General features: G+C 32.5%; 39 protein-coding genes and 1 tRNA gene. 34 read left to right on the forward strand and 6 right to left on the reverse strand.

The window, feature by feature from the left end; translation table 11 throughout:
* Window positions 1-38 precede the first annotated feature (38 nt).
* The 4 genes from C7N41_RS07260 to C7N41_RS07275 form a co-directional block, all read right to left on the reverse strand.
* Window positions 39-614 (reverse strand): DUF4352 domain-containing protein, encoded by a 576-nt coding sequence (locus tag C7N41_RS07260; RefSeq protein ID WP_105965023.1) that lies wholly within the window; start codon window positions 612-614, stop codon window positions 39-41.
* The gene (locus tag C7N41_RS07265; protein WP_225362890.1) at window positions 604-954 is read right to left on the reverse strand and encodes a transporter; all 351 of its coding nucleotides are present in this window, start codon (window positions 952-954) and stop codon (window positions 604-606) included. The genes C7N41_RS07260 and C7N41_RS07265 overlap by 11 nt, the downstream gene beginning before the upstream one ends.
* 164 nt (window positions 955-1,118) lie before the next feature.
* Entirely contained in the window at window positions 1,119-1,535 is a 417-nt protein-coding gene (locus C7N41_RS07270; protein WP_105965024.1) for an ImmA/IrrE family metallo-endopeptidase, read from the reverse strand.
* Window positions 1,536-1,538: 3 nt separating this feature from the next.
* Complete coding sequence (locus C7N41_RS07275) at window positions 1,539-1,865, reverse strand: helix-turn-helix domain-containing protein (protein WP_105965025.1); 327 nt, start codon at window positions 1,863-1,865, stop codon at window positions 1,539-1,541.
* Between the two features lie 156 nt (window positions 1,866-2,021).
* Here C7N41_RS07275 and C7N41_RS07280 point away from each other — a divergent pair, with 156 nt between their 5' ends.
* Together C7N41_RS07280 and C7N41_RS07285 are read left to right on the forward strand one after the other, a co-directional pair.
* Window positions 2,022-2,294: a Cro/Cl family transcriptional regulator gene (locus C7N41_RS07280; protein ID WP_105965026.1), complete on the forward strand. Its 273-nt coding sequence runs from the start codon at window positions 2,022-2,024 to the stop codon at window positions 2,292-2,294.
* Window position 2,295: 1 nt separating this feature from the next.
* Window positions 2,296-3,072 carry a phage antirepressor KilAC domain-containing protein gene (locus tag C7N41_RS07285; RefSeq protein ID WP_167390241.1) on the forward strand — a complete coding sequence of 259 codons (777 nt, stop codon included), beginning with the start codon at window positions 2,296-2,298 and terminating at the stop codon, window positions 3,070-3,072.
* A 129-nt stretch (window positions 3,073-3,201) separates the two neighbouring features.
* On the opposite strand, the gene C7N41_RS07740 is transcribed toward C7N41_RS07285, so the two are convergent.
* Window positions 3,202-3,366, reverse strand: a complete 165-nt coding sequence (locus C7N41_RS07740; protein ID WP_167390242.1) for a hypothetical protein — start codon at window positions 3,364-3,366, stop codon at window positions 3,202-3,204.
* An 89-nt stretch (window positions 3,367-3,455) separates the two neighbouring features.
* Here C7N41_RS07740 and C7N41_RS07290 point away from each other — a divergent pair, with 89 nt between their 5' ends.
* On the forward strand, window positions 3,456-3,623 hold the full coding sequence (locus C7N41_RS07290; RefSeq protein WP_105965028.1) for a carboxypeptidase: 168 nt from the start codon (window positions 3,456-3,458) through the stop codon (window positions 3,621-3,623).
* Here the strand turns inward: C7N41_RS07290 and C7N41_RS07295 are convergent.
* Window positions 3,610-4,317 (reverse strand): DUF4145 domain-containing protein, encoded by a 708-nt coding sequence (locus C7N41_RS07295; RefSeq protein WP_105965029.1) that lies wholly within the window; start codon window positions 4,315-4,317, stop codon window positions 3,610-3,612. The two genes, C7N41_RS07290 and C7N41_RS07295, sit on opposite strands and share 14 nt — an antisense overlap.
* A gap of 50 nt (window positions 4,318-4,367) precedes the next feature.
* On the opposite strand from C7N41_RS07295, the gene C7N41_RS07300 reads away from it, so the two are divergent.
* The 31 genes from C7N41_RS07300 to C7N41_RS07445 all read left to right on the forward strand — a co-directional run bounded on the left by C7N41_RS07300 (window position 4,368) and on the right by C7N41_RS07445 (window position 24,300).
* Complete coding sequence (locus tag C7N41_RS07300; RefSeq protein ID WP_105965030.1) at window positions 4,368-4,649, forward strand: hypothetical protein; 282 nt, start codon at window positions 4,368-4,370, stop codon at window positions 4,647-4,649.
* 156 nt (window positions 4,650-4,805) lie between these two features.
* On the forward strand, window positions 4,806-4,979 hold the full coding sequence (locus C7N41_RS07710; RefSeq protein ID WP_157944992.1) for a hypothetical protein: 174 nt from the start codon (window positions 4,806-4,808) through the stop codon (window positions 4,977-4,979).
* Window positions 4,980-4,983: 4 nt separating this feature from the next.
* Entirely contained in the window at window positions 4,984-5,700 is a 717-nt protein-coding gene (locus tag C7N41_RS07305) for a RecT family recombinase (RefSeq protein WP_225362891.1), read from the forward strand.
* Window positions 5,607-6,002, forward strand: a complete 396-nt coding sequence (locus C7N41_RS07820) for a hypothetical protein (RefSeq protein ID WP_225362892.1) — start codon at window positions 5,607-5,609, stop codon at window positions 6,000-6,002. Before C7N41_RS07305 ends, C7N41_RS07820 begins: the two co-directional genes overlap by 94 nt.
* Window positions 5,983-6,792, forward strand: coding sequence for a PD-(D/E)XK nuclease-like domain-containing protein (locus C7N41_RS07310; RefSeq protein WP_105965031.1), 810 nt, complete (start codon window positions 5,983-5,985; stop codon window positions 6,790-6,792). Before C7N41_RS07820 ends, C7N41_RS07310 begins: the two co-directional genes overlap by 20 nt.
* Window positions 6,793-6,798: 6 nt before the next feature.
* Window positions 6,799-7,713 carry a DnaD domain protein gene (locus C7N41_RS07315; RefSeq protein WP_105965032.1) on the forward strand — a complete coding sequence of 305 codons (915 nt, stop codon included), beginning with the start codon at window positions 6,799-6,801 and terminating at the stop codon, window positions 7,711-7,713.
* On the forward strand, window positions 7,710-8,120 hold the full coding sequence (locus C7N41_RS07320; protein ID WP_105965033.1) for a RusA family crossover junction endodeoxyribonuclease: 411 nt from the start codon (window positions 7,710-7,712) through the stop codon (window positions 8,118-8,120). Before C7N41_RS07315 ends, C7N41_RS07320 begins: the two co-directional genes overlap by 4 nt.
* 25 nt (window positions 8,121-8,145) lie before the next feature.
* Complete coding sequence (locus tag C7N41_RS07325; protein ID WP_157944993.1) at window positions 8,146-8,523, forward strand: DUF1492 domain-containing protein; 378 nt, start codon at window positions 8,146-8,148, stop codon at window positions 8,521-8,523.
* Between the two features lie 354 nt (window positions 8,524-8,877).
* Window positions 8,878-9,606 (forward strand): DNA-methyltransferase, encoded by a 729-nt coding sequence (locus tag C7N41_RS07330; RefSeq protein WP_225362893.1) that lies wholly within the window; start codon window positions 8,878-8,880, stop codon window positions 9,604-9,606.
* A 60-nt stretch (window positions 9,607-9,666) separates the two neighbouring features.
* Window positions 9,667-9,855 carry a hypothetical protein gene (locus C7N41_RS07335; protein ID WP_105965035.1) on the forward strand — a complete coding sequence of 63 codons (189 nt, stop codon included), beginning with the start codon at window positions 9,667-9,669 and terminating at the stop codon, window positions 9,853-9,855.
* Between the two features lie 351 nt (window positions 9,856-10,206).
* Window positions 10,207-10,914 (forward strand): hypothetical protein, encoded by a 708-nt coding sequence (locus C7N41_RS07340; RefSeq protein WP_167390243.1) that lies wholly within the window; start codon window positions 10,207-10,209, stop codon window positions 10,912-10,914.
* Between the two features lie 135 nt (window positions 10,915-11,049).
* Entirely contained in the window at window positions 11,050-11,634 is a 585-nt protein-coding gene (locus C7N41_RS07345; protein ID WP_105965037.1) for a tyrosine-type recombinase/integrase, read from the forward strand.
* Window positions 11,635-11,664: 30 nt separating this feature from the next.
* Window positions 11,665-12,006, forward strand: coding sequence for a hypothetical protein (locus C7N41_RS07350; RefSeq protein ID WP_105965038.1), 342 nt, complete (start codon window positions 11,665-11,667; stop codon window positions 12,004-12,006).
* A 339-nt stretch (window positions 12,007-12,345) separates the two neighbouring features.
* Window positions 12,346-13,089 carry a hypothetical protein gene (locus C7N41_RS07360; protein ID WP_105965040.1) on the forward strand — a complete coding sequence of 248 codons (744 nt, stop codon included), beginning with the start codon at window positions 12,346-12,348 and terminating at the stop codon, window positions 13,087-13,089.
* 42 nt (window positions 13,090-13,131) lie between these two features.
* Window positions 13,132-13,202 (forward strand) — tRNA-Cys (locus tag C7N41_RS07365).
* A gap of 347 nt (window positions 13,203-13,549) precedes the next feature.
* Window positions 13,550-14,299, forward strand: a complete 750-nt coding sequence (locus C7N41_RS07370; RefSeq protein ID WP_225362894.1) for a terminase small subunit — start codon at window positions 13,550-13,552, stop codon at window positions 14,297-14,299.
* A complete protein-coding gene (terL, locus tag C7N41_RS07375) occupies window positions 14,259-15,722 on the forward strand; it encodes a phage terminase large subunit (protein WP_105965042.1) in 1,464 nt (487 codons plus the stop codon). Before C7N41_RS07370 ends, terL begins: the two co-directional genes overlap by 41 nt.
* A gap of 15 nt (window positions 15,723-15,737) precedes the next feature.
* Window positions 15,738-17,369 (forward strand): phage portal protein, encoded by a 1,632-nt coding sequence (locus tag C7N41_RS07380; RefSeq protein WP_105965043.1) that lies wholly within the window; start codon window positions 15,738-15,740, stop codon window positions 17,367-17,369.
* On the forward strand, window positions 17,369-18,298 hold the full coding sequence (locus tag C7N41_RS07385; RefSeq protein ID WP_105965044.1) for a hypothetical protein: 930 nt from the start codon (window positions 17,369-17,371) through the stop codon (window positions 18,296-18,298). Before C7N41_RS07380 ends, C7N41_RS07385 begins: the two co-directional genes overlap by 1 nt.
* A 61-nt stretch (window positions 18,299-18,359) precedes the next feature.
* The gene (locus C7N41_RS07390; protein WP_105965045.1) at window positions 18,360-18,602 is read left to right on the forward strand and encodes a hypothetical protein; all 243 of its coding nucleotides are present in this window, start codon (window positions 18,360-18,362) and stop codon (window positions 18,600-18,602) included.
* A gap of 19 nt (window positions 18,603-18,621) precedes the next feature.
* On the forward strand, window positions 18,622-19,251 hold the full coding sequence (locus C7N41_RS07395) for a DUF4355 domain-containing protein (protein WP_105965046.1): 630 nt from the start codon (window positions 18,622-18,624) through the stop codon (window positions 19,249-19,251).
* 14 nt (window positions 19,252-19,265) lie between these two features.
* Window positions 19,266-19,649 (forward strand): hypothetical protein, encoded by a 384-nt coding sequence (locus C7N41_RS07400; RefSeq protein WP_105965047.1) that lies wholly within the window; start codon window positions 19,266-19,268, stop codon window positions 19,647-19,649.
* Between the two features lie 20 nt (window positions 19,650-19,669).
* Entirely contained in the window at window positions 19,670-20,917 is a 1,248-nt protein-coding gene (locus C7N41_RS07405) for a major capsid protein (protein ID WP_105965048.1), read from the forward strand.
* A 13-nt stretch (window positions 20,918-20,930) separates the two neighbouring features.
* A complete protein-coding gene (locus C7N41_RS07410; protein WP_105965049.1) occupies window positions 20,931-21,149 on the forward strand; it encodes a hypothetical protein in 219 nt (72 codons plus the stop codon).
* A complete protein-coding gene (locus C7N41_RS07415; protein ID WP_105965050.1) occupies window positions 21,149-21,301 on the forward strand; it encodes a LysM peptidoglycan-binding domain-containing protein in 153 nt (50 codons plus the stop codon). The genes C7N41_RS07410 and C7N41_RS07415 overlap by 1 nt, the downstream gene beginning before the upstream one ends.
* 9 nt (window positions 21,302-21,310) lie before the next feature.
* Window positions 21,311-21,673, forward strand: a complete 363-nt coding sequence (locus tag C7N41_RS07420; protein WP_105965051.1) for a hypothetical protein — start codon at window positions 21,311-21,313, stop codon at window positions 21,671-21,673.
* Window positions 21,674-22,297, forward strand: coding sequence for a hypothetical protein (locus C7N41_RS07425; RefSeq protein WP_105965052.1), 624 nt, complete (start codon window positions 21,674-21,676; stop codon window positions 22,295-22,297).
* A complete protein-coding gene (locus C7N41_RS07430) occupies window positions 22,281-22,691 on the forward strand; it encodes a hypothetical protein (RefSeq protein WP_105965053.1) in 411 nt (136 codons plus the stop codon). Before C7N41_RS07425 ends, C7N41_RS07430 begins: the two co-directional genes overlap by 17 nt.
* Window positions 22,675-23,169, forward strand: a complete 495-nt coding sequence (locus C7N41_RS07435; protein WP_105965054.1) for a phage neck terminator protein — start codon at window positions 22,675-22,677, stop codon at window positions 23,167-23,169. The genes C7N41_RS07430 and C7N41_RS07435 overlap by 17 nt, the downstream gene beginning before the upstream one ends.
* A complete protein-coding gene (locus tag C7N41_RS07440) occupies window positions 23,162-23,512 on the forward strand; it encodes a hypothetical protein (RefSeq protein ID WP_105965055.1) in 351 nt (116 codons plus the stop codon). Before C7N41_RS07435 ends, C7N41_RS07440 begins: the two co-directional genes overlap by 8 nt.
* On the forward strand, window positions 23,512-24,300 hold the full coding sequence (locus tag C7N41_RS07445; protein ID WP_105965056.1) for a hypothetical protein: 789 nt from the start codon (window positions 23,512-23,514) through the stop codon (window positions 24,298-24,300). The genes C7N41_RS07440 and C7N41_RS07445 overlap by 1 nt, the downstream gene beginning before the upstream one ends.
* Window position 24,301: the final 1 nt, after the last annotated feature.

A 24,301-nucleotide genomic window follows, 5' to 3' on the forward strand; every position in this document is an offset into this window, starting at 1 on the left:
TAAAAAATCTGCCTTATGTTTAAAGACAGATTTTTATATTAATTTAAATCAACATCAACTGTTTTATTATCAAAATAATTAGGTTGATATTGCAATTTAAGTTTAGCGCTTGGGTTGGCTTGACCAATTAGATAACCAGTCACAGAAGCACCCTTTGCTAAAGTACCACTGTTTAAATCATTATTATCATAATTGTCATTACCAGTTGATTCATCTAAGTCGGTAGCATTACCATTTGCACTTAGTTTAAAGTCATATGGATTGTAATCTTGTTTATCATCAGTATCATTCTTAATTGTTACTTTAGATACAACATATTTGTTACCACTTTTTGGAGTTTCAAATTCGCTACCATTATCATATGTAACGTCATCAACTTTAATCTTGTAGCCTTTATAATCGATGGTTTGTCCAACTTTATATTGTTTATTTAATGCAGATGTAGAATCGCTTGTTTTTTTAGCAGTACCTTTAGTAGTTTTTACATCTTTAGATGAACTATCATTATCAGAACTACTAACGCCAATCATACTAAACAATACAAATAAAACTACAACTATTATTACCCAAATCCACCATACTTTATACCATGGCTTTACATTCTTATTTTGCATTATTTGCTCCCTTAGATGGTTTTTGTAGAAATTCAAATACAACAGCAATGATTAATAAAACAATTGATGGGAAAGCAAAAATCATTGATAAACCAGATAATAGGCTTCCGATAATTCCTAATACAGCACCAACAACAGAAATATTTAATTGCTTTGCATAGTAAAATGACAAAATGTTTAATAGCACACCAATCCATGTAACTATATAAAAGAATGCAGCACTACTTGCGTTACCATCACTGGAAGCAGCTTGTATAATCACTACAAACCAAGAAATAAATAGCATTACAGCATTAAAAATATTGAAAATCGCAGTCCAAGTATTCATTTTAGACTTCATAATAAAAAATTCCTCCAAATATATGTAATTTAACCATAATATTTTACCATAGCATTATTTTATTGAAAAATAATCAAATAATTATATGCATTATAAGAACAATACATAAGTCAAGTAATTAACTCAAAATGTCTTCCGTATTTGTAAAATCAGACTGCTATTATTTAGCAGTCCTTTTGTATATATTTGGATGTGATTTGTTTTGTTTCGTTAATTAATGAATTTGGAATTTTTAGTTGATCCATTAATGGTGAAATATTATCCATTGTATATTCGCACTTTTTTAAATATATAGGTATTAATATATTTAAAGCTCTAAAATTTGCATTGTATTCAAATGATAATTTGTAGTTACAACTATTTGATCTATAAAGTTGAATGTCATCTTCGTTTATTATGTGTGCTATTTCATGCGATAGTGCAAATGGAATTTGTGACTTATTCCAATTTAGATTTAGAACTATTAACTTTTTATTATTTAATACTAGACAAGGAGTATTCATATTTGCATGTACTGTTTCTATACCAATTCCATGATCAAATGCATAGTTTAATAAATCTTTTAAAATATCGTTGTACATAAATTACTTCCTTAACAATCTTTTTAATAGTTCCTTATCTTCTTCAGTTAATTCTTTTCCTTGAAATGTCATATAATCGCCATCATCAATCATTTGAGCTATATCTTTTTGCGATTCATGTTCTTCTTTGCCATCAGTAATATATCCGATACTTACATTGAACAAATCAGATAGTTGTTGTAAAGCTCCCATTCTAGGCGTTTTTACTCCATTTTCCCAATTTGAAATTGTTTGTCTTGAAACATCTAATTTTTCTCCAAGTTGAGGTTGTGACCAGCCCATCTTTTTTCTTAATTTATTTATTTGATTACCTATAATGTTTTCATTCATTTTATTTTTTCTTCCTTAATATGTATTTGTTTTATGACTAAAGTATATCACTAAGTTTACTTTTTTCAATAAAAAGTTGAAAAAGTTTACATTAAGTTGTTGACGTAAACCTAAAGTTGTCATATACTAATAATTGTTGAAAGGAGGAAACATATTATGAAAAGTATTTCTGACAATAAATTAAGAATATCTTTAAAAGCTGCAAGGGTTAATGCAAATATGACTCAATCGGAAGCAGCAAAGAAATTGACTGATATAACTGAAGTATATATAACGAAAGATAGGATAAGGTATTTCGAAAAATCTCCACAAAATGTTCCAGATGTGTTTGGAAAAGAATTGGCAAAAATGTATAAAATACCAAGAGATTGTATTTTTTTTGGAACCTTGTCAACTAAAAGTTGTCATAGATTTAGAAAGAGGGATTAATATGTTAAGAAAAAATAACATTACAAATATCAATATTGAAAAGGAAGCAATTAACAGTCGTGAAGTTGCAAAACAAACAAACGAAACACATTCACATGTTATGAGAAAAATTGATAGTTTGGTTGGGTATATAAAGCCCGAACCAAAATTGGTTTCGGCTGATTACTTCATTAAATCAACATATAAAGATAAGAATAATCAATCTAGATCATGTTATTTATTAACTCGCTTAGGTTGTGAAATGTATGTAAATAAATTGAGCGGCAGAAAGGGAACATTGTTTACTGCTTTCTATGTTCAAAAGTTCCACGAAATGGACGAACAACTTAAACTTCAAAATCAAGATAGTTACATGATTGATGACCCCGTTAAACGAGCTGAAAAATGGATTCAAGAACAAAATGAACGCAAACAACTTGAAGCTGATAACAAAAAGTTAAAACCTAAAGCAACATATTATGACCATCAGTTAAGTATGGAAAATGGTATTAAAACATCAGTGATTGCACAGAATTATGTAATGTCTGCTGTTAAGTTTAACCGTTTACTTCATAACTTAGGAATCCAATACAAAGTGGGTAAGAACTGGTTGCTATATAAGAAGTACCAAGATAAAGGCTACATTGTTCAACGTGAATTTAACTACGCTGAAGATAAGATTGCTACCACAATGTTATGGACTCCTAAAGGTAAGAAGTTCTTATATGACATGTTAAAAGAAAATGGAATCGTTCCTGAAAATGAAGTAAATGTTACTTTACCAGGTAAATTAGACTAGGAGGTTTATGTAATGAAAAAAGGAAAAATTATTATAAATGTGTCAGTTGATGATGAGAAAAAATAAAAGAGATTTCTAAAAATATGAAATCTCTTCTGGCCTCTTATGAATTAGTAATTAATTGTACGGTTATTTATCCTCATGAACAGCAGAATAAAAGCTTTTATAGACATTTATAGTACCTTTTAAATCTAAATCAGTATGTGGATGCTTATTATTCATTTGTGAGTTCATATGGTTTAGATATTGACCAGTTAATTCCACAGCCAATTCTTTATCGGATTTTTCTGGCATAAATTTACACCACCTTTCATCAGGGACTAGGCAAATGAGCCAGTAAGTAAATTATAACAAAAATTATGTATTCATAAGGAAGTGACGATATGTGTAGAAATAAAAATAATAACCGCATTTCAAATGTCGATGGGGCAAAAGAAATTACGGTTATCAGAGTTGTATCAATATTTGGCGAAGGAACACCAGATGATCCAGTACATTATGTTTATCAATATTTTGATAAACAAGGTAAATTGCTGGCTACTTCTTCTTAAATTTATTAGCTAATTCTTGAATGCTTGTTTTTCTGGAATCTACATCATGCTTACGAATGTATGTTTCATCAATTATATCTTCAACAACTTGTAATAACAATTTAGCCTCTTCAGTACTAACATCATTAGGGATTTTATTTGAATCCAAATTAAAATGTGCACCAATGTTTCCAACTTGTCTTATGGCATTTAATTCATTAGTTATATTAATTGCTTCATTTTTTGATTCTAATTTCTGAATTTTATTGAATAAAGTTCCCTTTGATAATCCATAAAAATCTAGAAGAATTTCTTCGATAATTCTTCTAGATAATGTTGCTGAGGATTTAGGACTTAATTCTAATATACTATAGGCTTCTTCATAATCGTTTCTAATATATGGATTAACGAATTCTGGATAATTTTTACGACCATCATTTTTAGGATAGATGTTAAATTTGTTATTTTCGCCAAAATCCGTTCCAATCCCAATCATTTCAAAACTAGTTCTTTTACAAGACGGGCATTTATACATTATGAAATTTATTGAATTTGTTTCATTCTTAAAAGTACCTACTTTATACCCCAATGGGAAGGGCCCTTGAAAACTTTTAGTCATTCCATTAGAAAAAGCAATATGTGTAACTGAAAAAGTATCATTTATTAATGGGAAACTTTTTTTACAAAAAGGGCAATCGAATGATTCGTTATTCATAAAATTATTCACCACCTTTCATAACAATTATAACAAAGGAGATTTTAACCATGCCAACAACATACACAATCGGTATTAGACGACCTCTCAAGGATTTATCTGATGATTTACTAGAAACAAAAAATAAATTAATTGAAACACAATCTAAACAACATGAAACACAAGCTAAGTTAGATTTAGCTTTAGGACTACTAGAAAAGCAAGCTAAACAACACTTAGAGTTGCTTAATTATTCCAAAGATTTGTATCAAGACAATGAATTTCTGAAATACCAACTAGAAGCGGCAGATTTAACAATCGCTAAATTATATAAAGAAGGGAAGAGAGTTTAATGTTCAATTTTATTCACAGATTATTTCATGCAAAAGAAAAAGCCGTTGATACTCGCAATATCAACGACCGAAATAAACTCATAGCAAGTTATTTGATTAGATTCAATTCTAATCGATTTGGCAAATTAATTCAAGCCAGAAAGTGGGGCAAATAATATGAATGACACAATCAGCGCAGCAGAAGAAGCATTAGATAGCTTTTTATATGCATGTACACATCACGAAGAAGAATTTGCACAAGACATGTTGCTAGATGTTATCAAGTATTGCTCCAAGAGTGATATTCAAGACGCAACAGACGATTACTACGCAGAATTTAGAGGAGAATAAAATTATGACTGAAATTACACAATATGTATCAAACAAAGTAGAAGATTTACAAAAGAATCAAGGACTAGCTTTACCAAAAGGCTATTCAGTAGGTAATGCCCTACAAACTGCATGGTTGGAAATTACTGACGATTCACACGGGCAACCACTATCACAAATTTGTAGCCCACAATCAATTAGTAAAGCTCTTACCAATATGGTTATTCAAGGATTGAGTTCAGCTAAAAATCAATGCTATTTCATTCCTTATGGTCAACAACTAACAATGCAACGTTCATATTTTGGAACTACTAGCGTTGTCAAAAGATTAAGCAATGTTAAGGACATTAAAGCACAAGTAGTGTTTAAAGGCGATGGTTTTGAAATTGGTTCAGACGAAGAATTTAACGAAGTAGTTACTAAATTTGAACCTAAATTTGAAAATCGTGATAACGAAATTGTGGGTGCATTCGCAGTTGTCATTAAGAATGATGGCACTAAAGACTACACCATCATGACTAAAAAAGAAATTGAAACTAGTTGGGGACAAGCTAGATCTAAACGTTCAGGAGCAAGAGCTAATTTCAAACAAGAAATGGCAAAAAGAACCGTGCTAAATTTTATATTAATTCAGCTAATGATAATGAAATGTTACTTCAATCAATTAATGATACTACTGCTGATGAATATGAAAATGATGACCCAAAAGATGTTACTCCAAAGGAAACACTTAGTGACTTAATCGATAGCAAAGATACTGATAACAACAAAGAAAAGGAAACTAAACAAGATGAATCAGCAGATAAAACTGACGAACAACCAGCAAAAGATGTTACTCCAAAGTCAAAAGAAAATGATGAGAATAATTCTGACAAGAAAGCTGAAAATTCATCTAAAGAACCAAAGAAACAAACAGATGCAGAATTATTCGCTGAACTAAAAGCAAACAACGGTAATAAGAAAGAAGATGAATCTAATGGTGCTAAAGAACATGAACAACAAGGAGCACTCTTCGACCAAATCAATGACACTAACCGCAAGTAATTATTACTCGAATGATGCTAATTGGCAGTATCGGTCCAAATCACAATACTGGTCATTCTTACAATGTGAGGCTCGTGCCTTAGCTGAACTCAAAGGCGAGTATCAGCCCAATTGTAGCCTTAAACCATTGTTATTTGGAAATTATCTTCATTCATACTTTGAAAGCAAAAAAGCTCACCAGGAATTTTTAGATGAGCATGAAAAAGAGCTATACAAATATGGCAACAAGGAAAAGGGAATTAAAAAAGATTTCAAGTTGGCTGATAAATGCATTCAAGCATTGGCTAACGATGCAGGTTTCAAAGCCTTATACAAAGGCGATAAAGAAAAAATTGTTACTGGAAATATCGATGGCATTGAATGGATGGGAAAGATTGATTGTTTAGACTTAAAACATAAACGATTCTACGATCTTAAAACAGTCGATAGCATTCATAAGAAGCATTGGAATAACGAGTTGCACGAATATACCGACTTTGTAATCGCGAGTGGATATGATACTCAAATGGCTATCTACCAGGAATTAATTTATCAAACATTTGGCATTAAGTGCGATCCATTAATTGTGGCTGTTTCAAAGCAAGATACGCCCGACAAAGCAATTATTAAATTTGGTGAACGTGATTTACAAGAAGCTTTAAATGATGTCCGCATGAAGCAAGAACATATTAACAAGGTAATCAACGGCGAAGTCGCACCAACAGGATGTGGAACGTGTGAATACTGCCGTATGAACAAATCACTGATGGACATGCAAATTGAAACTGCAGGACAAATTAGATTGGAGTGATTAACTATGACTAAAGTATATAAAGACCGTCAAAGTAATTTTACTCATGTTAAAAATGACATATTCGATTCTGATAAATATGCCGATGTAAATACACTTAGCTGGAAAGCTATGGGAATATTTACTTATATGTGGCATAAACCAGATGATTGGGAGTTCTATGAAGATGAACTTGCTAGTCATGTAAGTGATGGCAAAGCTTCATTAAGAAGTGGCTTAAAAGAATTAGAAAAAGCTGGATTCATCAAAAGAATTTGGAATCGAACTGAGAATGGTAAATTTGCTTCTTATGATTGGATGTTAAACGAAGCACCGTTTTGCGATTTTCCGAAAACGGGTAACCCGAAATCGGATAAACCGAAAACGGATAATCGCAAACTACTAAGTACTGATGGTACTAAGTACTTAAATAACCAAATACTGAATGATGATGAGGAGGAGGCACTTCAAAATTATAAATATGCCTTTGAAACTCCTGATAAACCCATTAGTAATTTTATGTTAAAAAAGATCATTAAATTAATTAAATCAGTTAATCCAGATGTATTTGAATATGCAATTGATTTAGCAGCTACTGGTAATGCTAAATCTCCATATAATTTCATTAATAAATTGCTTGATGATTGGAATAAACATAAATTAAGTACTTTAGAACAAGTTAAAAATTATTCTGATTCATTTAAAAAGGCTAAAGCTAAAAAAGGAACTCGTGGTCGTAAGCCTAAAAAGGAACATTTACCTGAATGGGCAACTCAAACGCCTGAAGAACGTAAATCTGAAAATAAGCGAAAACAAGAAGAACATGATTACAAGATGCAACATGATCCTGAATATCGCAAACATCAAGAAAAAACTGATAAAGATTTAGAAGATAATTTAAGAAGAATTAGAGAATTGAGAAAGGAGAAAAATTATGAATGATAAATTTAACATTACCAATTGCTCCAGTTGCAGCAGGTAGACCTAGATTTAATCGTAATGGTCATGCATATGATCCAAAGAAATCTAAAGTATTTAAAAGACAAGTTGAATCGATGCTTAAATTTATGTATCGAGAAAAGCCAATATCCGGCAAGCCAATTGAAGTGTATGTTGCATTTTATCGTGAAATACAATCTAGTATTAGTAAGAAAGAACATGCTAGACGTGCAAATCATGAACACATGCCAATTCATAAGCCAGATACCGATAATTACATTAAAAGTATTTTAGATGCTATGAATGGCATTTTATGGACTGATGACAACTTAATAGTTCATATTGATGCATATAAATATTATGACGATAATCCACGAATTGAAATTAATGTTAAAGAATGGATTAAATAAATTATTTTAAGGAGTTGATATGTCAATGGATAATGAATTAATCAAAAGGGCAGAAAAAATATTTTTAAAATATAAAGAAGAACACACCAAAGAAACTAGTGATCAAATAGCACTGAAAGCTATGTCATACAGTGGAATGCCTAGTGGTAGTCCTAAAGATAATCCAGAAGAAGCTAAAATAACTAGTCATATTGAAGCATATACATTTTGTGAACAGGTTAGAGAATCTATTAGCAAGATTAATAATAAGAAATATAGAGATGTACTAACTAATAAGTACATCGAAGAAATGCCGAATACGCAAATGATTGCTGATGCTTCAGAAATTAGCAGAAGCACCTATTTTAATATTATTAATCCAGCTATGATTGCATTTGCCAAGATATGTCCTGTTGAAATGTAACTTGGACTATTTTTGGACTAAATTTGGACTATTTTTGGACTAAAATTGGACCATAAATGTACTGTCAAGCGTTATTATATGTATAGTGATAATTATGTACGGAGATACATATATCACATCGAAATCTTGAAATTAGACGTTATAATATTCCTTGCATAGTTCGGTTCGACTCCGTTCTATGCATTTGTTGACATCCTGGATGTTAACTACCCGTTACGTTTAGCAGTACGATAACTGTTATGTGAAGACTAGAGATAGTCTTCTTTTTTATACAGTAATTGGTATTATATGGGTTCAATTCCCATATACTGTTTAACCTCCGCGGCTTCTGAATAATCTTTGGAGGTATTAATATTGATAGATTTACAAAAAGGCGAATGCCTAGATTTAATGAGTAAAAATATTCCTGATAAATCAGTTGACTTAATACTATGTGATTTACCATATGGAACAACTAATCATAAATGGGACTTTGTAATTCCATTTGATAAAATGTGGGAACAATATAATCGGATCATTAAGGATCATGGTGTAATTGTTCTCTTTGGTGCTGAACCATTTAGTACAAAGCTCCGTATGAGTAATTTAGATATGTATCGTTATGACTGGGTATGGTTAAAGTCCCGGGCAACCTTGTTTCAAATGTCACATAAACGACCTATGAACAAGCATGAGTTAGTATCGGTATTTTATAAGCATTTACCAACGTACAACCCACAAATATCTAAGGGTAAACCATATAAGGACAAAGGACATGGTAAACGCAAATCTAGTGGCTTTTTAAGTTCTAGCATGAAAAATATTCCGACTGTTAATCATGGCACTAGATTACCAACGACCATTCTTAACTTTCCTAACAGTAATAACAAACGCTATCATCCCACCGAAAAGCCACTCAATATTCTTGAATATTTGATTAAAACTTATACCAATGAAGGCGACTTAGTACTGGATAACTGCATGGGCAGTGGTAGTACAGGAGTTGCAGCTAAACGTTTAAAGCGTGACTTTATTGGCTATGAGTTGAATGGACATTACTTCGATGTCGCTAAAGAAAGAATTAACAATGAAAGTGCAGATTAATTTCTGCGCTATTTTTGTGCCTGAAGTACTTTAATTAATCTTTTTAAGGAGGTGTTAATTATGGATAACAATTATGTTGAAATTGCCTGGAATAATGGAACAGTTCGCTTGAGTGATTTAAAAGATGATCAATTAGATGACATTTTAAATTTTGTCAAAACAAAATACATCAAGGTTGATAATTCAATCAACGTTGGTGGTGGAATGGCTCAAGGTAAAGGTGAAAAACAAAACCCTGATAGAGTATAATTTTTCTGCTCAAATGCATGGAATGTCCACGGATTAATTTATAAAGAACAGTACACTGCACTGCGTCAACAAAAAAGAACGGGAAACCGTTCTCATACATATATAAATTAAACAGAAAGGAGGAATTAATCATTGATGCGTTAAGAATTAAGGATGACCAAGAAAAGCATTTATGCGCTGAAGCTGACAAACAGCTCCATATTAAAAAGTTTAATGAACATAATAATAAGAAGGCTGACGACATATTATTTTTCTTACAAAGTTATTCAGGAAAACGTAAGCGAAAAATTTTAAGCTTAGCAATCACTAAGTCCAATAAGTAGTTACTTTAACCAAAAGAAAAATGTTAAAATGAAAGAAAAATATATGAGGTGCTTTATGAGGAAAAATAGTTGGATAGTTAGAAAAAAAGACAAAGCTTATAGAAGACATTTTGTTGAATACAGATACGATACTGTATCTTCCCAGAATATTACATGCAGTAAGGAAACTTATGGAATCCCTAGTAACAGTAAAATTTATAAGTTTTGGCATAAACATACCTTATTAAATAAACAGTTATCATACGTTTATTATAATTTACAGGATAATGTGAACTTTTTGCTATATTATACCCCTACGGTTATTTTAATGCTCTTTTTATCTTTATTAATAAATCTTATCAACAATACAATCATTGTTGATGCTTTGTCATTAGCATTTACAGTTACATTACTTTTACTTCCTATTAGTTTGTACATTTATTTTTTTATTAGATTTTCTAAAAGTTTTTATTACAACAAATCAAAAAATGGGTTTATATATAAAGTTTTGTTTGGCATGATATTTATATTACTTTTTTATAAACTTATATCAGTTTCTAAAGCAGGAAACTATGCAGAGATGATGTATTATTCATTAGTAAACTCTCTTTATGTAGCATGGTATTTGAATAAACTTTTATATTTTATTAATAATGAGTCTACAAGAGCAAGATCGGAAAATTTTTCTGGATTTTATATAGCAATCATGACTTCTATAACTTCTATTATTGTTTCACTAATAGCATTACTAAAATAAAAAAATTCAAGGCGTCATAATTATATTATGACGCCTAATGAATGTTATTAAACGGGCAATCAATATTTACTGTATATATCTAATGCGTTATAATTAAGTATATGGAATAAATGACGCATAAGGGGGGTGTTCGATATGAAGCAGATCGTTTATCCAATTAAAGACTCTGTGGTTCTCGAACAAGTACAAGATTGTCTGTTAAATTCATTTGAAATGGGCAGACGGAATTATACAATTTTCCAAGTGGGCAAAGCCACGCTTTTACGAGTTAGTGATGTTCTTAGATTAAAATATTCTGATGTTTTTGACGAGAATGGTAAAGTTAAAGATGATGCATATATTCATGATCGTAAAACTGGTAAACCTAATACTTTATATTTAGAACCAGTTAAAGATGATTTATTGAAATATAAAAAATGGCTGTATGCGCATGAAATACATAGCGTTTATTTATTTCCTAATCGTTATACTGGCACTCGTGTAAACGAGAAACAGTTTTACAAAATTATGCATAAAGTGGGTGAACTACTAGGCATCAACTATTTAGGAACTCACACAATGCGTAAAACAGGTGCTTATCGTGTTTATATTCAGTCTGGTTATAATATTGGTTTGGTTATGGATTTATTAAATCATTCATCACAGTCTATGACATTACATTATTTAGGACTAGACACTGAGAGTAAGCGCAATATGCTTAATAAAATTAACTTTGGTTAGGGGTGAAATTTTATTGATTGGACATTAATTGTGGGTCCAGCTGTTATAGCTGCTGGAGTTAACGGAATATTTGCTTTTTACTTTAATAAGCAAAGAATTTCTTCAGATATTAAAGCAAAGTCTAGAATAGAGTGGATACAGTCAGTTAGAAATATATCTTCAGATATTATGTATGATTCATCTGACTATGTTAGTTTAAATGATAGCAGTATTTATGATTTGCCTATTACAGATGATTTTACAAGAATAGGTTTTTCTAATGATGATGCTTCAAAAATTATGAGCAATACGGCAAAACTTTTGCTTTATTTTGCAGATACTAATAAAAAAACAAATCAAGTAGTTCTAAAAGATTTGGTTTTAGTTTCATAAAAAAAGTGAACAAATTTTTTATGAAATTATCTAAAAGCAAGAGACTAGAAAGAGAAATTGATTCGACTTGTTCTGAACTAGATAAATTACTAGGCCCCAAAAATGATATTTACAATGAAGAATATCAGAAAAAGCTCATAATTTTTCTTAAAGGAACAGACACTAATTATAGAAAAAATTTTTACATTCAGAAATATATAAACCAATTTACGAATTCATTATTTGGTTATAACCTTGTATATGATGAAAAAATAAAAATGATTAATGATTTTCAAAGCATAATGTCCATATACTTAAAAATAGAGTGGGATATAGCTAAGAAGGGAAAATAGTTTATTTATGAATTTTGTTAAAAAATACTGGCTATACATAATAGCATTTATTTCTGTTGAAGCTTTAACGATGTTTATAACATATCTTTTAGCAATAGAAACATCAAGACATCTTTTTGTTAAAGCTGACGAAGGCTCTTGGTTACAGTCAATATGTACTATATTAGGAGTTATTTTAGGTCAAATATTAGTATTGATTATTTATTTTGTACAAAGACATTTTGACAGAAAAAGCAATCTCGAATACAAAAAAATGTCAGATGAGTATGACAGGCTAACTAGTATAGATAAAAAAATGGTGTTGTTTAAACCAAAGATTGAAGATTTAGGCAAATGTATTAAATATTTAAATGATAATTGCTTAAATATTATTACTGATGGAAAAATACCATTAGATGTCTATAGTTATTCTCAAAGGGAAATCATTCATACATCTCAAGCAATCATTGACAAAACTAATGATATTTCACTAGCTTTATTGGATATTAAGCAAGAATTAGACTATTCAAGAGTAGATGGGAATGAAAATATAGTTGCTAATTTTGATAATATGAAAACATTGCTCAACACCATGGAAGCTCCTGCATTACAAATAAAGTCAAGCTTCGATTATATCAAAGATGTTGAAAAAAGAAATAAAAGTATTGATGATGGTTACGAAAAATTAATAAGTCATTTAAATAAAGCAAGTAATTATTATGAAGAGGTAAGAAAAAATATTCAACTATTAAAAGATGACATTATAAATTAAATATGACATATAACACTATCTTCTAAGATAGTGTTTTTTATTGCACAATTCGCCAAGTGGAAAGGCATGGGACTGCAAATCCTTAATCATCGGTTCGATTTCGATATTGTGCTTATCACTCAAAATGAAAGGGGGTAGTCATGAAGATATTTAATTATATTTATATATTCTTCGTTGCAATCTTATTATGGCTAGTTGATATAAGAACTACATTTAGGGATGCATATATAGATTGTAGAAATACATTTTTAAAATAAATAATTAATTAAGAATTGAAGGTGTGGCGAATGTAATTATGGCTGATAAATGGGAAAAAATACAATATGAGTATGAAAATACTAATAAGGCATTGAAAGATATTGCTGATGAAAACGACGTAAAGGTTAGTACATTACGTTCTAGAAAAAGTCGTAATAAATGGAAACGAAGTAGCAGCACAAAAAAGCTAAAATCGTTTGCGATGCAACACGAGGATAAAAATGCAACGCAACGCAAAAACGTTGCAACGTCCCATGCAATAGATGAGGTTAGCAAGGCTGATTTGACGGACAAACAGAAACGTTTTTGTTTGCTGTACTTGCAGTATTTCAATGCAACGAAAGCATATTTGGAAGTCTATGATTGTAGCTATAATACAGCTATGGTCAATGGCTCTATGCTACTAAGAAACACTAAGATTAAAGATTTGTTGCATGAACTAACAGCTCAACAATCAACTGACTTATATATAACTAGTACTGAACTAATTAAACGTGAAATCAAAATGCTGTATGCAAGCATTAAAGACTATATAACTATTAAAACTGTTTCTACTGCAAGAACAGATTATGACAATAAACCAGTTCTAGATACATCTGGCAACCAGATCATTGATCATTACAACGAGATATATGTTGAAAATCCAGAAGAAATGGACTGGTCATTGGTATCTGAATTTAGGGATGGCAAGGATGGAACTGTCATTAAATTGCCCGATAAAGTCAAATTGCTAAAGGATTTATTGGATAGGTTATCAGACAATGAGATTACTGATGCTAAGTTATCCAAAATTAAAGCTGAGGCTCGTATCAAGGTCGTTCAAGCAAACGAAGTTGAACCGGATAGCACATCTAAGGCTGATAAAGAATTCGGGGAATTAAATGATAATGATCTAAGGAGGTTAGCTAATAATGACGGGAAATACAACTCAACTAAAGACCTGGGCAAGTAAAAAGGCTGAACGTGAGCTCGCACGCCGTCACTATGCTGATTACTTTCTATACAGTCATGACTTCGATAGCAAAATGTTTCCGCATACTCAACTTATCTGCGACAAGTTAGAAGATATCGTTGATGGTTATAAACGTGATTACATTGTAGAAATGCCACCACAACATGGTAAAAGTACAACTATTACTGAAACATTCCCATCATATTATTTAATGAGGCATCCCGATAAAAAAGTTATGGTTGCTAGTTATTCCATTGGCCTTGCACAAAGGTTTGGTACATCTAATCTACAAAAATTTAAAAAGTATGGTAATGAATTATTTGATGTTCAACTAAGCAATACTAAGCAGACTTCTAACGAATGGAGAATTAAGGATCATGACGGTGTAATGTTTGCGACTACTATTCTAGGTGCTGCAACTGGTAATTCTGCTGATTTATTAATCATTGATGACCCTATTAAAGGTGACCAAGATGCTAATTCGCCTACTATCCTTAATAAGATATGGCATGAATGGCAGTCTAGCTTTTATACTCGTTTATCCGCTAACGCTTCTATTATCGTAATTATGACTCGCTGGAACGTTGATGATTTAGCTGGTAGATTACTTAAAGAAAAAGCTCTTCCTTGGGAAGAAATAAAACTACCCGCAATCGCTGAAGATAAGTATGATCAACTTAATCGCAAAGAAGGAGAACCATTATGTCCTTATCCACCTATGAATAAAGATAAAAAGTGGGCCGAACAAACTCAACGTGTAGTTGGTCCACACAGATGGGCATCCCTTTATCAACAGAGACCTGTACAAGACGGCGGAAATGTTTTCAAATCATCCCAAATTCATTATTATGTGCCAGATGCTAAGACAGCTGCTAAATTAGGTGTTTCTAATGACTCCAATGTTGCTATTCTGCCTAATATTGAAAAAGAGTGGAGTAGTTGGGATTTAACATTCTCAGCTAGTGAAACATCAGATTATGTTGCTGGTCAAACATGGGGTAAAAATGGTGCTGACTTTTACCTACTAGACCGAGTTCATGAACGTATGGACTTCGGTAGCCAATTAAGAGCAATTGTAGGGATGCATAATCGCCACAAACTAGCTCCAATATATATTGAAAATAAAGCCAATGGTTCAGCTATCATTGACACGATTAGACGAAAAGTAAGCGGTGTAATATCAATCATCCCTCATGGAGATAAAGTTACTCGTGCGAATGCGGTTGTGCCTTTTTTTGAGGCTGACAATATATATGTGCCTTATCCATTATGGAAACCAGAAATTAGAAAAATGATTGATGAATGGATAGAATTTCCAAATATATTACATGATGATGAAGTGGATAGTATGACTCAAGCACTAACCAGATATGTAAAAGGACAAGATACTTCATTGATTGGTTCAATGGATACTTTATTTTAGATAGGAGATGAGATTATGGTATTTGATTTAGCTAAGTTCACGTATGATTCTAAAAACAGCAATCGATTTATTAGTGGGATGAATGATCAATCATCTATTCAAAGTAGATTCTTAACCCAAGATATTTACTTAGATGATAATGATGTTCTGTTAGCATCCCCAAAATTCGATATTACACAACATTTTAACCAAGTTACTAACCTATTAAGTGGCTATGATGCACTTAGACAGGTATATCATGCCAAAATGCGTGTATATAAAGGTGACCATGAAGCTATTAAGCGTATGCAATTAGGTAATTCACTAGTCAAACAAGACTCAAAAGTTATGGCCAACTTAGGTAAGAACATTGTTAATACTTTTGTGGGAACTTTTGCTAGTATCCCAGTAAAAATAACCTATATGAACCCAGATGATAATAAAAGTAATAGTGATAATTTGAATAAAGAAATTCAGCAAATATTATCCACTAGTAATTCATCTGATGTGTTCTTTGAATGGGCTAAGAAAGCCGATATTTATGGTCGTGGTTATTCAGTTGCTTACGTTAAGCAAGACAAGGATAAAACTACACATACTAAGTTCAGTCAGATGAGCCCAGAGAACTGTTTGGTTGTCTATGACAATACTTTGGATCATAACAAGTTATTTGCCATTACATTTCAGTTAATTGACGGGATGTATTATGGCCACTTATATACCGATGCCAATATATATAAGTTCAGCTCATCAGTTTCTGGGATGTCAACGGATAATTCTACAAGATTCTCTCAATCAAGTGGTCAAGATAATGATAACGGATTGGCTGATACTAATTGGCAGGGTGAGACTAATCCATTCGGAATTGTTCCCGTGAGTGAATTGCCGGAAAATGAAGAACGTAGTGGTTTGCTAGATGATATTGCTCCACTTATGGACCAACTAGACGAAACTTTTACTGCTCAACATTCTGATGTGATGTACTTTTCTAATGCTTTATTAATCGTCAAAGGTAAACACCTATCTGACGAAGATAAAAGAACTATTAGGAAGTGGCATGTGGCTGAATTAAACGCTGATAACAAAGAAGATTTACCAAATATCAGTATGGAATACCTAGACAAGCCACAAAATGACCAACAACAGGAACATCATATTCAACATTTAAAAACTGAAATCTATGAGACATCCCAAGTAATCAACTTATCTGATCCACAACTAGGTAATAGCGCTAGTGGGGATGCATTAGATAAGAAATTACAGCCAATGGTTATGCTTGCTGGTAGTAAGGGTAGAAAAATGGAAGCTGCTATTAAAGACTTACTGCGTATCCTATTTACTCAATCACAACTAATTAAAAATGAAAATATTGAGAATGTTATTTCTCATGTACAGGTTAAATTTACTGTTAACATCCCACATAATCTACTAGACATTACTAATGCTATGAAGAACTTACATGATGATGTATCACAAAAGCTTTATTTATCTATGTATCCATTTTTAGATAATATCCAAGATGAATTAGATGAAGAAGCAAAAGAAAAACAACAGAATGTAATTCAATTTGCCAATACTCATCCCGATAATAACGATTCTAATAATGATGATAGTCAAACTAATGGGGATGAAGGTCAACCTTCACCTAAAACCGGAAGTGATGAATAATGATTGATGGTTATTCACGTTTAAATGATATTGAAGTGTCTGATAACCGAGATAAACAGTTCATCAACTATGCTTACAAACAAGGCTTTAACGAGTTTCAAAGCATTTTTATGTACTTTTTTAACTCATATAGTAACGATAGTGTTTTATCAACCAGTGAGATGCGATCATTATGTAATAACAAAGATTTCAAACTATGGAAGCAATATATAAACAAGTATGAAAATCAATTATTAACTAGTGATTCAGCAAAGTATCGATTACAAAAAGCTAAGGCGATTGCTGGTAACGATAAACAACAATTACTCAACGCTTTAACGTTAATTGTAATTACAGCTACATCCCTAGTTACATCTAACTATCTTCAAGGCTCAATGGCCAAGGAATATAAAGACACCTTTAATTATAAAAGTCTGTTATCCATTAAAGCTGGTTACAAAACTAGTAGTGAAATTACTGACAGTGACTTAAAACAAGAAGCCGGTAATTTAATAAATGGTAAATACTATGGATTAACAGCAGACCAACATATATGGTTAAGGTCAGATGAATTAAATGGTCAAGTACAGTCAGCAATCAATGCAGCACTGACTAAAGGTGCTGATCAGAAATATATGGATAATAAGCTATTCAATTACATCCCTAGCAATCGTAATCAATCGGCTAACACTAGCTTTACTAAAACAGGTAATACAATTTCAAACGTTCTAGTGCCTGACCAAAAAGCGCGCATGGAAAGCGGTGCGACTGACAAAGTGTTTAGTAACTATGGTGTTGATACATTTGATTATGCTACTCAGGGGGATGGAAAAGTATGTGACCCATGTATTGATCGTGCAAATAATAGTCCATGGACATATGCTACTGATGAGGGCAGTTTGCACACTGGTGATAGATGTTATCGCATCCCAGTTAAAAGTAAATACTAAGACGACTAAATATAAACTAGTCGTCTTTTTTTATACATAAATTTGAAAGGAGGTGAGAAAAATGAAAAATAAGTTTGTAAAAATCAAATGGCAAGATGGTGTTATTTCTAAACATGGCGTTAATGGTGCTCAAGTTGATGATGCTTTAAAGGTTATTAAAGACCACTTAGTAGAAATTAACGAAGATCATCCCTGTAAAGAAAACCGTTTAACTATCACAGCTATTGATAACGCAATTAATTATCAAGATATGCGTACTCAAGACCGTGTTAAACGTGGTGTTGAAGGCACAAATAAGAAATAAGTAAGGAGGAATGATATTCATGTCAGAAACAAATCAAACTGGTCAAGGTGAACCAGCAAATAATCCAAACGGTGAAACTGGACAAGGTCAAACGCAAAATAACAACACTGGCCAAACACAAACCACAAATAACAATGGTGGAGGCGAACACAAAAACGTCTCCATGGATGACTTCAATAGTTTAAGTGGTCGAGTGGACAAGATTTTAGCTGCTCTAGGTAATGATGGTCAAAATCATAAGTCAAACAATAATCAACAAAATAATTCTGGCAATGGTGATGACGAAGGGGGAGATGATGGTTCTACTAAATTTGATATTACTAAAGACCCCAGCTACATTGCTATGAAAGCAAAAGTTGATGCGATTGATGCTGATAAGCAACATTCATCCCTTATGAGCGTAGCTAATGCTGAAGCTAAAAAGAATGGAGTAAGTATTAAAGGGTTTGAGAATAACTTAATTGGTAAAGATACAGATTCAACTAAAAAGTTGGTTCAAGACTTTAGTAAAACAGTTAAAGCTCAAACAAATAATAATACTGCTGGTGGATTTAATCCTAATGCCAGTGATAGTAGTCATGATGATCACATTGTTGATTTAATGATGGAAAACAAATTTGGTCCTAATTTCAAGGAAAGCAAAAAATAAAGGAGTGATTATAAATGAATTATACAACTGGAAGAGAAGTTGTATTCAACTGGAACCAAGCGGTTACTGTATTGGATGCAATTAATATTAAAAGTATTGATGGAGCATATGTATTAACAGATGATAACGGCAATCAATATCTTAAAGCAGGAACAATGATTGCAAAAGATGCTCAAGGCAATGTAACCGTAGCTGATAGTGTAGACAAACTCACTAATAGTTTTATTGAAATGTCCGTACATGATGCAAAGTTAACAAAGAACAATGATGGAAGTTTGAAAGTTGCTGACACTTTCTTACTTACTGGAACTATCGCTGTTAAAAACATGGATCCAGCAGTTAGAAAACTATATTCCAATACTGCAATTTTACAAACTAAAGGCTTTCAAGCTAGATAATTAAAGGAGGAATAAAACCTATGGGAATTAACATTGGTTTATCTAATCAACAAGTAGGTTTATCAAAATACTACAAAGCGAACAAATTAGTACAACAACCTTATTTAGGTAATACATTATTTGGTAATCGTAAGGTACAACGTGGCCAATTAAGATATTATGTACAAAATCAACCAGCTATGACATTGTCTAAGCAATCATCCCTAGATGCTAATACTGTTACACCAGACAATCATACTGGCTTTCAAGATGAGAACTTTAACACTCAATACTTCCGTACTGCTGGTGTTGTAAATGAACAAGACATTATGGATCTACATGATGCTACCGTTCAAAACAATGACCAATTAGCGGCATCAATTTTGGAAAGCATTTATGACGATCAAATTCGCCAATTAAATAAACAAGCAGCTCGTCGTGAACAAATGACTACCAGTGCATTATCTTATTCAAAGGTTGATTTACCACTAGGCGATCCAATTGTTTATGCATCTAATCCTAATTTTCAACACGATGGGGATGACTGGGATAATCCAAATTCTGATATTTTCGGTGATATTCGTCATGCAAAAGACGAATTAATTAAAAAAGGTATTGTTCCTAATCAAATGATTATGAACATTAACACCTTTAGAAAAATGCAAAAGAATAACAAAATCAAGACTACTTATTCTGCTGTAGGAACTAATGTTGATAACTTTATGATGTTACAAGGAAACTTAGTTGATGCTATCAAGAGTGAATTTAGATTAACACCAGTTGTCTATAATCAAGGATATAACTTAGATGCTGAAGATATGGACGATTCAACAAAGAACCCATTCCAAGAATTCATCCCTGATGATCTAGTTATCTTCCTTAACGGTCCAATTGACCTTAACTATGCAATCAGTGGTAATGCTAGTGGAATGAACAACGCTACTGGTGGATCATACATTGGTTACATGAACTTTGCACCTACTGTTGAAGAACTAAAGGCTAACCGTGGTGCATTAGCTGGTGACTTACAATTATTTGATTTAGGTGTTGCTTTCAGACAATTTGAAACAGAAAAGACTGCTCAAACTGAAACTTCAACTGTACAAAATTGCTTGCCATCATTTGAACAATCACGTTCTGTATTCCGTCTAACTGTTGGACCTAACAAGCCAGATGGCGCTCCTAAGTATCCAACTGATGAACAAAAGAAGAATAACGGTCAAAGCCAAGGCCAACAAAATGATGATAGCAAAAACAAATCTGGTAATGGCCAACCAGCTACTGCATAGGAGGTAATCTTGTATGGCATATAAAGTAATTCGTGATTTTACTGATGGAAACGAAAACAGTGCTGATGATAACGGTAATCTACATGTTTATCGTGTTGGGGATGTTTATCCATACCAAATCTATGCTGGTTCACAAACTGGTCAAAGATTGGATCAATTGTCTTCAACAGATGGTCCTAATGAAAGCTTTGATGGACCCGTTATCGAAAAAGTGGAAGAAGGTGATGATTAATGGCTAATCGTTATATTGTGCAACCAGATGATACAGAATTCAGCATTGCTCAAAAATTTAGTACTAGCGTTGGTTTAATGAGAAAGTTGAATGAACGTTTAACCGGCTCATATGCTAAACCCGGTCGTAAAATTATCATCCCAGAAAGATAGGTGATATATATGCTCAATATTGATAAAAATGCCATTATTGAGAAGATTAAATTAATCCACCCAGAAATATATAATGCGGTTTCTGGGGATGATGCTGATAGTGTCTTATCTACATTCATTGACAGTGCGAAACTAAGTGTGCAGGCGTATAACCCACCTAGTGAGCTAGCACATGAACTGGTGATGTTACAAACATGTTCAAAAATTAACAACTATAATGTCGATGATTCGACCGGTGTAAAAGTTGGTCCAATTGACTTAGATTATAAGAGTAATGCTACTGGTAGTGATGATCCATATATGGACGACTTCAATACCTTAGTTGGTCGATATGGTCTGACAACTGATAACGAAAGAATAAAAGGCTTTTAGATGGAAGATTTTAATAACATACCATTCATCATCAGAGAACTAAATCGACTAAATCATTTCCAAGTAGTCTGTGGGGTTTTAAACATCCCTACTGGTAAAGATGAAGATTACTTGGAAATGATTGCAATGGTCAATGAGAATGGTGCTGATATTGTACCTAAACGAACTAAATATTTAACTATTCCTACACCCAATGCAGGTAAGCACAAGGCATCAGATTTTGATGGCTTGTTTTTTTATATCACAAAAAGCGGTAAGAAAAGCCTGGCAATGAAAGATGGCGGCTCAATAAAGGTAATGTTTTTACTATCTACACACGTGAAAATACCTAAACGACCATTCTTTAGGTCTAGTTTTGATAACAAAGTCAATACTGACTGGGCTGATGCAATTAATGGGGATGTTGATAAAATCATGGCTTGCCAAATGACAGCTAAGGAACTTTACCAACATTTAGGCAGATTAATGGTGAATGAAGTTCAAGCACAAATTAGCACTATGACTAACCCAGGTAATGCTCCAATTACCAAGGCAAATAAAGGTAAAGATGATCCATTGAAAGATACCGGTACTTTATATCGTTCGATAGGCTACGAGGTGATATCAAATGCCAAGACGTTATAAAAACAAAGATGCTTATGTAATTGATAAGAACATTTTCAATAATGACCGTACATGTAATAACTTCACGGTTTCATACAACGAACATGCTACTAGTAGTGACCAATCATCAACTGGTGGCATGTTTGTTTCAAATAATGTATTCGATAATTCCAAAGACTTGTATGAACCGCTAGTGCCTGACACTTCGCCAATTGTTTTACAACAAGGCTTAGGTGGCACTAACGATAGTTATTCCTATGTATGGATTTCTCATGATAAGTATCCCATGAAGTCAATTGTTGATTTTGATGGGATGAGATTATCAGTTCATAAGATTGAAGATTATAAAAAGCACTTTGATATCTATCTTTACTATCTACAAGGGGAGAGTGATAACAATGCCGTACCAAGCTAAAACATTTGACTGGGTAGAATTATTTACTTCTATCAAAAAAGTAGTTGAAGGCTTAATGGGCATCCCCTGTGTTTATGAAAATAGTAAACAAAACAATATATCTAAACCTTTTATCGCTTATGGAGTTTTAAATGATCATACTTCACTTGACTATCAAACTAATCGAGATAATGAAGCATTTATGACCACGCTAACCTTTAAAGGTCGTGCGGACTCCATGGGTGAAGCCATTGCAATTAAAGATGATTTAAGAACACTACTACAAAGCTATCAAGGTAGGGATGAGTTAAAGAAAAAGGGCATTATTTTAGCTCCTAATCCCATTCAGAACGAACGTTCGTCTGATAGTAACAGCATCCCTTTTATGGAAGATGCAGTAGCAGGTTTCGATTTAGTTATTGAATTACAAAGACACTATAACAGTAACTATAAACGCATTAATAAAGTTGAAACAGGAAAGGAAGATTTAAATGGCTGATAATACAGACCAAAAAGTAGAACCATTGAGTCCCGTTGAAGTTACTAATAACTACAACCAAGCTAATACTCCATACGGTCTAAATGGTGTGGCAATTTTCCATGAGTCAGATCATGAACAAGTACAATCATATCGAGATATGGAAGCAGTAGAACAAGATTATGGCATTGATAGTGATGTATGGAAACAAGCTAATTCTTACTTCACTGGTTTAAATGCTAGCAACGGACTAGTTCAAGTTATTAGTTTTAATAAGAACTACGGTAACTCAACTGGTGGTCCAATCGTTACTCCACCAGGTGGTACTAATAATACAGATGATAAGAAAGGGGATGTTAAGTAATGAACACTAATGGAATGATCCACGCTTTATCCAAATTTTATACTGCCGGCTTTGAATTCTTAGCTTTCAATGTTGGCAACAATACTGATACTGCTATCGCTTTATCAAACTTTTTTGAAGTCCAAGATAGCGGCACATTAGTTTTAAATATCACAACACAGGCTGGACAAACACCTGACTTTTCATTTTTAGACACGATTAAAGAAAACCGTTCAACTAAAGTGGTTTCTTTGCCATCTGACAAAGACCCAGACAATGTATTGGCCACATCAACATTAGGAAAATATGGCGGTCGTGCTGAAGGAGCTAATTTCAAGTTCATTCAAGATCTACCTGGAGTTACTCCACAAGATGAATTTAATTTCACTCCTAATGACTTAAAAGTATATGAAAAATACAATATTGCTACTTATGCTATCGAAAATGGCACAGCAATGACTACTAATGGACGTTCGTTAACTGGCTTTGATGTTGGTGCTTTAGTAGTAAGAGATAGCATTAGAAAAGCCATGATTAACGAAATCAGTTCATTCTTAATGAACAATGATGTTGTTTCATATAATGATGCTTCTATTAATACTATCCGTGGAATGGAACAAGGCATTCTTACTAGATATAAGAATAATAATTTGATTGCTGATTATGAAATGAATCCAAACTCCACCAAAATTACTGATGAAGTTAAAGCAACTGGAATTTATAAAGATGCTGGATACAAATACAAGCCAATGCGTTCCATTGACCAAGTAAAAGTATCTCAAACATTAAATATTACTAAGGAGGAATAAA

Source organism: Apilactobacillus micheneri, assembly GCF_002993975.1.
GTDB classification, from domain to species: Bacteria; Bacillota; Bacilli; order Lactobacillales; family Lactobacillaceae; genus Apilactobacillus; species Apilactobacillus micheneri.

Coding starts and splice junctions, on each gene's coding strand:
- C7N41_RS07820 (WP_225362892.1), top strand. CDS start 5,607: ATGTTACTTCAATCAATTAATGATACTACTGCTGATGAATATGAAAAT.
- C7N41_RS07300 (WP_105965030.1), top strand. CDS start 4,368: ATGCCAACAACATACACAATCGGTATTAGACGACCTCTCAAGGATTTA.
- C7N41_RS07290 (WP_105965028.1), top strand. CDS start 3,456: ATGTGTAGAAATAAAAATAATAACCGCATTTCAAATGTCGATGGGGCA.
- C7N41_RS07430 (WP_105965053.1), top strand. CDS start 22,281: ATGCCAAGACGTTATAAAAACAAAGATGCTTATGTAATTGATAAGAAC.
- C7N41_RS07285 (WP_167390241.1), top strand. CDS start 2,296: ATGTTAAGAAAAAATAACATTACAAATATCAATATTGAAAAGGAAGCA.
- C7N41_RS07440 (WP_105965055.1), top strand. CDS start 23,162: ATGGCTGATAATACAGACCAAAAAGTAGAACCATTGAGTCCCGTTGAA.
- C7N41_RS07400 (WP_105965047.1), top strand. CDS start 19,266: ATGAATTATACAACTGGAAGAGAAGTTGTATTCAACTGGAACCAAGCG.
- C7N41_RS07405 (WP_105965048.1), top strand. CDS start 19,670: ATGGGAATTAACATTGGTTTATCTAATCAACAAGTAGGTTTATCAAAA.
- C7N41_RS07740 (WP_167390242.1), bottom strand. CDS start 3,366: ATGCCAGAAAAATCCGATAAAGAATTGGCTGTGGAATTAACTGGTCAA.
- C7N41_RS07295 (WP_105965029.1), bottom strand. CDS start 4,317: ATGAATAACGAATCATTCGATTGCCCTTTTTGTAAAAAAAGTTTCCCA.
- C7N41_RS07415 (WP_105965050.1), top strand. CDS start 21,149: ATGGCTAATCGTTATATTGTGCAACCAGATGATACAGAATTCAGCATT.
- C7N41_RS07385 (WP_105965044.1), top strand. CDS start 17,369: ATGATTGATGGTTATTCACGTTTAAATGATATTGAAGTGTCTGATAAC.
- C7N41_RS07370 (WP_225362894.1), top strand. CDS start 13,550: ATGCAACACGAGGATAAAAATGCAACGCAACGCAAAAACGTTGCAACG.
- C7N41_RS07435 (WP_105965054.1), top strand. CDS start 22,675: ATGCCGTACCAAGCTAAAACATTTGACTGGGTAGAATTATTTACTTCT.
- C7N41_RS07360 (WP_105965040.1), top strand. CDS start 12,346: ATGAATTTTGTTAAAAAATACTGGCTATACATAATAGCATTTATTTCT.
- C7N41_RS07315 (WP_105965032.1), top strand. CDS start 6,799: ATGACTAAAGTATATAAAGACCGTCAAAGTAATTTTACTCATGTTAAA.
- C7N41_RS07270 (WP_105965024.1), bottom strand. CDS start 1,535: ATGTACAACGATATTTTAAAAGATTTATTAAACTATGCATTTGATCAT.
- C7N41_RS07410 (WP_105965049.1), top strand. CDS start 20,931: ATGGCATATAAAGTAATTCGTGATTTTACTGATGGAAACGAAAACAGT.
- C7N41_RS07275 (WP_105965025.1), bottom strand. CDS start 1,865: ATGAATGAAAACATTATAGGTAATCAAATAAATAAATTAAGAAAAAAG.
- C7N41_RS07310 (WP_105965031.1), top strand. CDS start 5,983: ATGACACTAACCGCAAGTAATTATTACTCGAATGATGCTAATTGGCAG.
- C7N41_RS07390 (WP_105965045.1), top strand. CDS start 18,360: ATGAAAAATAAGTTTGTAAAAATCAAATGGCAAGATGGTGTTATTTCT.
- C7N41_RS07445 (WP_105965056.1), top strand. CDS start 23,512: ATGAACACTAATGGAATGATCCACGCTTTATCCAAATTTTATACTGCC.
- terL (WP_105965042.1), top strand. CDS start 14,259: ATGACGGGAAATACAACTCAACTAAAGACCTGGGCAAGTAAAAAGGCT.
- C7N41_RS07425 (WP_105965052.1), top strand. CDS start 21,674: ATGGAAGATTTTAATAACATACCATTCATCATCAGAGAACTAAATCGA.
- C7N41_RS07710 (WP_157944992.1), top strand. CDS start 4,806: ATGAATGACACAATCAGCGCAGCAGAAGAAGCATTAGATAGCTTTTTA.
- C7N41_RS07260 (WP_105965023.1), bottom strand. CDS start 614: ATGCAAAATAAGAATGTAAAGCCATGGTATAAAGTATGGTGGATTTGG.
- C7N41_RS07380 (WP_105965043.1), top strand. CDS start 15,738: ATGGTATTTGATTTAGCTAAGTTCACGTATGATTCTAAAAACAGCAAT.
- C7N41_RS07345 (WP_105965037.1), top strand. CDS start 11,050: ATGAAGCAGATCGTTTATCCAATTAAAGACTCTGTGGTTCTCGAACAA.
- C7N41_RS07335 (WP_105965035.1), top strand. CDS start 9,667: ATGGATAACAATTATGTTGAAATTGCCTGGAATAATGGAACAGTTCGC.
- C7N41_RS07420 (WP_105965051.1), top strand. CDS start 21,311: ATGCTCAATATTGATAAAAATGCCATTATTGAGAAGATTAAATTAATC.
- C7N41_RS07280 (WP_105965026.1), top strand. CDS start 2,022: ATGAAAAGTATTTCTGACAATAAATTAAGAATATCTTTAAAAGCTGCA.
- C7N41_RS07325 (WP_157944993.1), top strand. CDS start 8,146: ATGGATAATGAATTAATCAAAAGGGCAGAAAAAATATTTTTAAAATAT.
- C7N41_RS07265 (WP_225362890.1), bottom strand. CDS start 954: ATGAAGTCTAAAATGAATACTTGGACTGCGATTTTCAATATTTTTAAT.
- C7N41_RS07320 (WP_105965033.1), top strand. CDS start 7,710: ATGATAAATTTAACATTACCAATTGCTCCAGTTGCAGCAGGTAGACCT.
- C7N41_RS07305 (WP_225362891.1), top strand. CDS start 4,984: ATGACTGAAATTACACAATATGTATCAAACAAAGTAGAAGATTTACAA.
- C7N41_RS07395 (WP_105965046.1), top strand. CDS start 18,622: ATGTCAGAAACAAATCAAACTGGTCAAGGTGAACCAGCAAATAATCCA.
- C7N41_RS07340 (WP_167390243.1), top strand. CDS start 10,207: ATGAAAGAAAAATATATGAGGTGCTTTATGAGGAAAAATAGTTGGATA.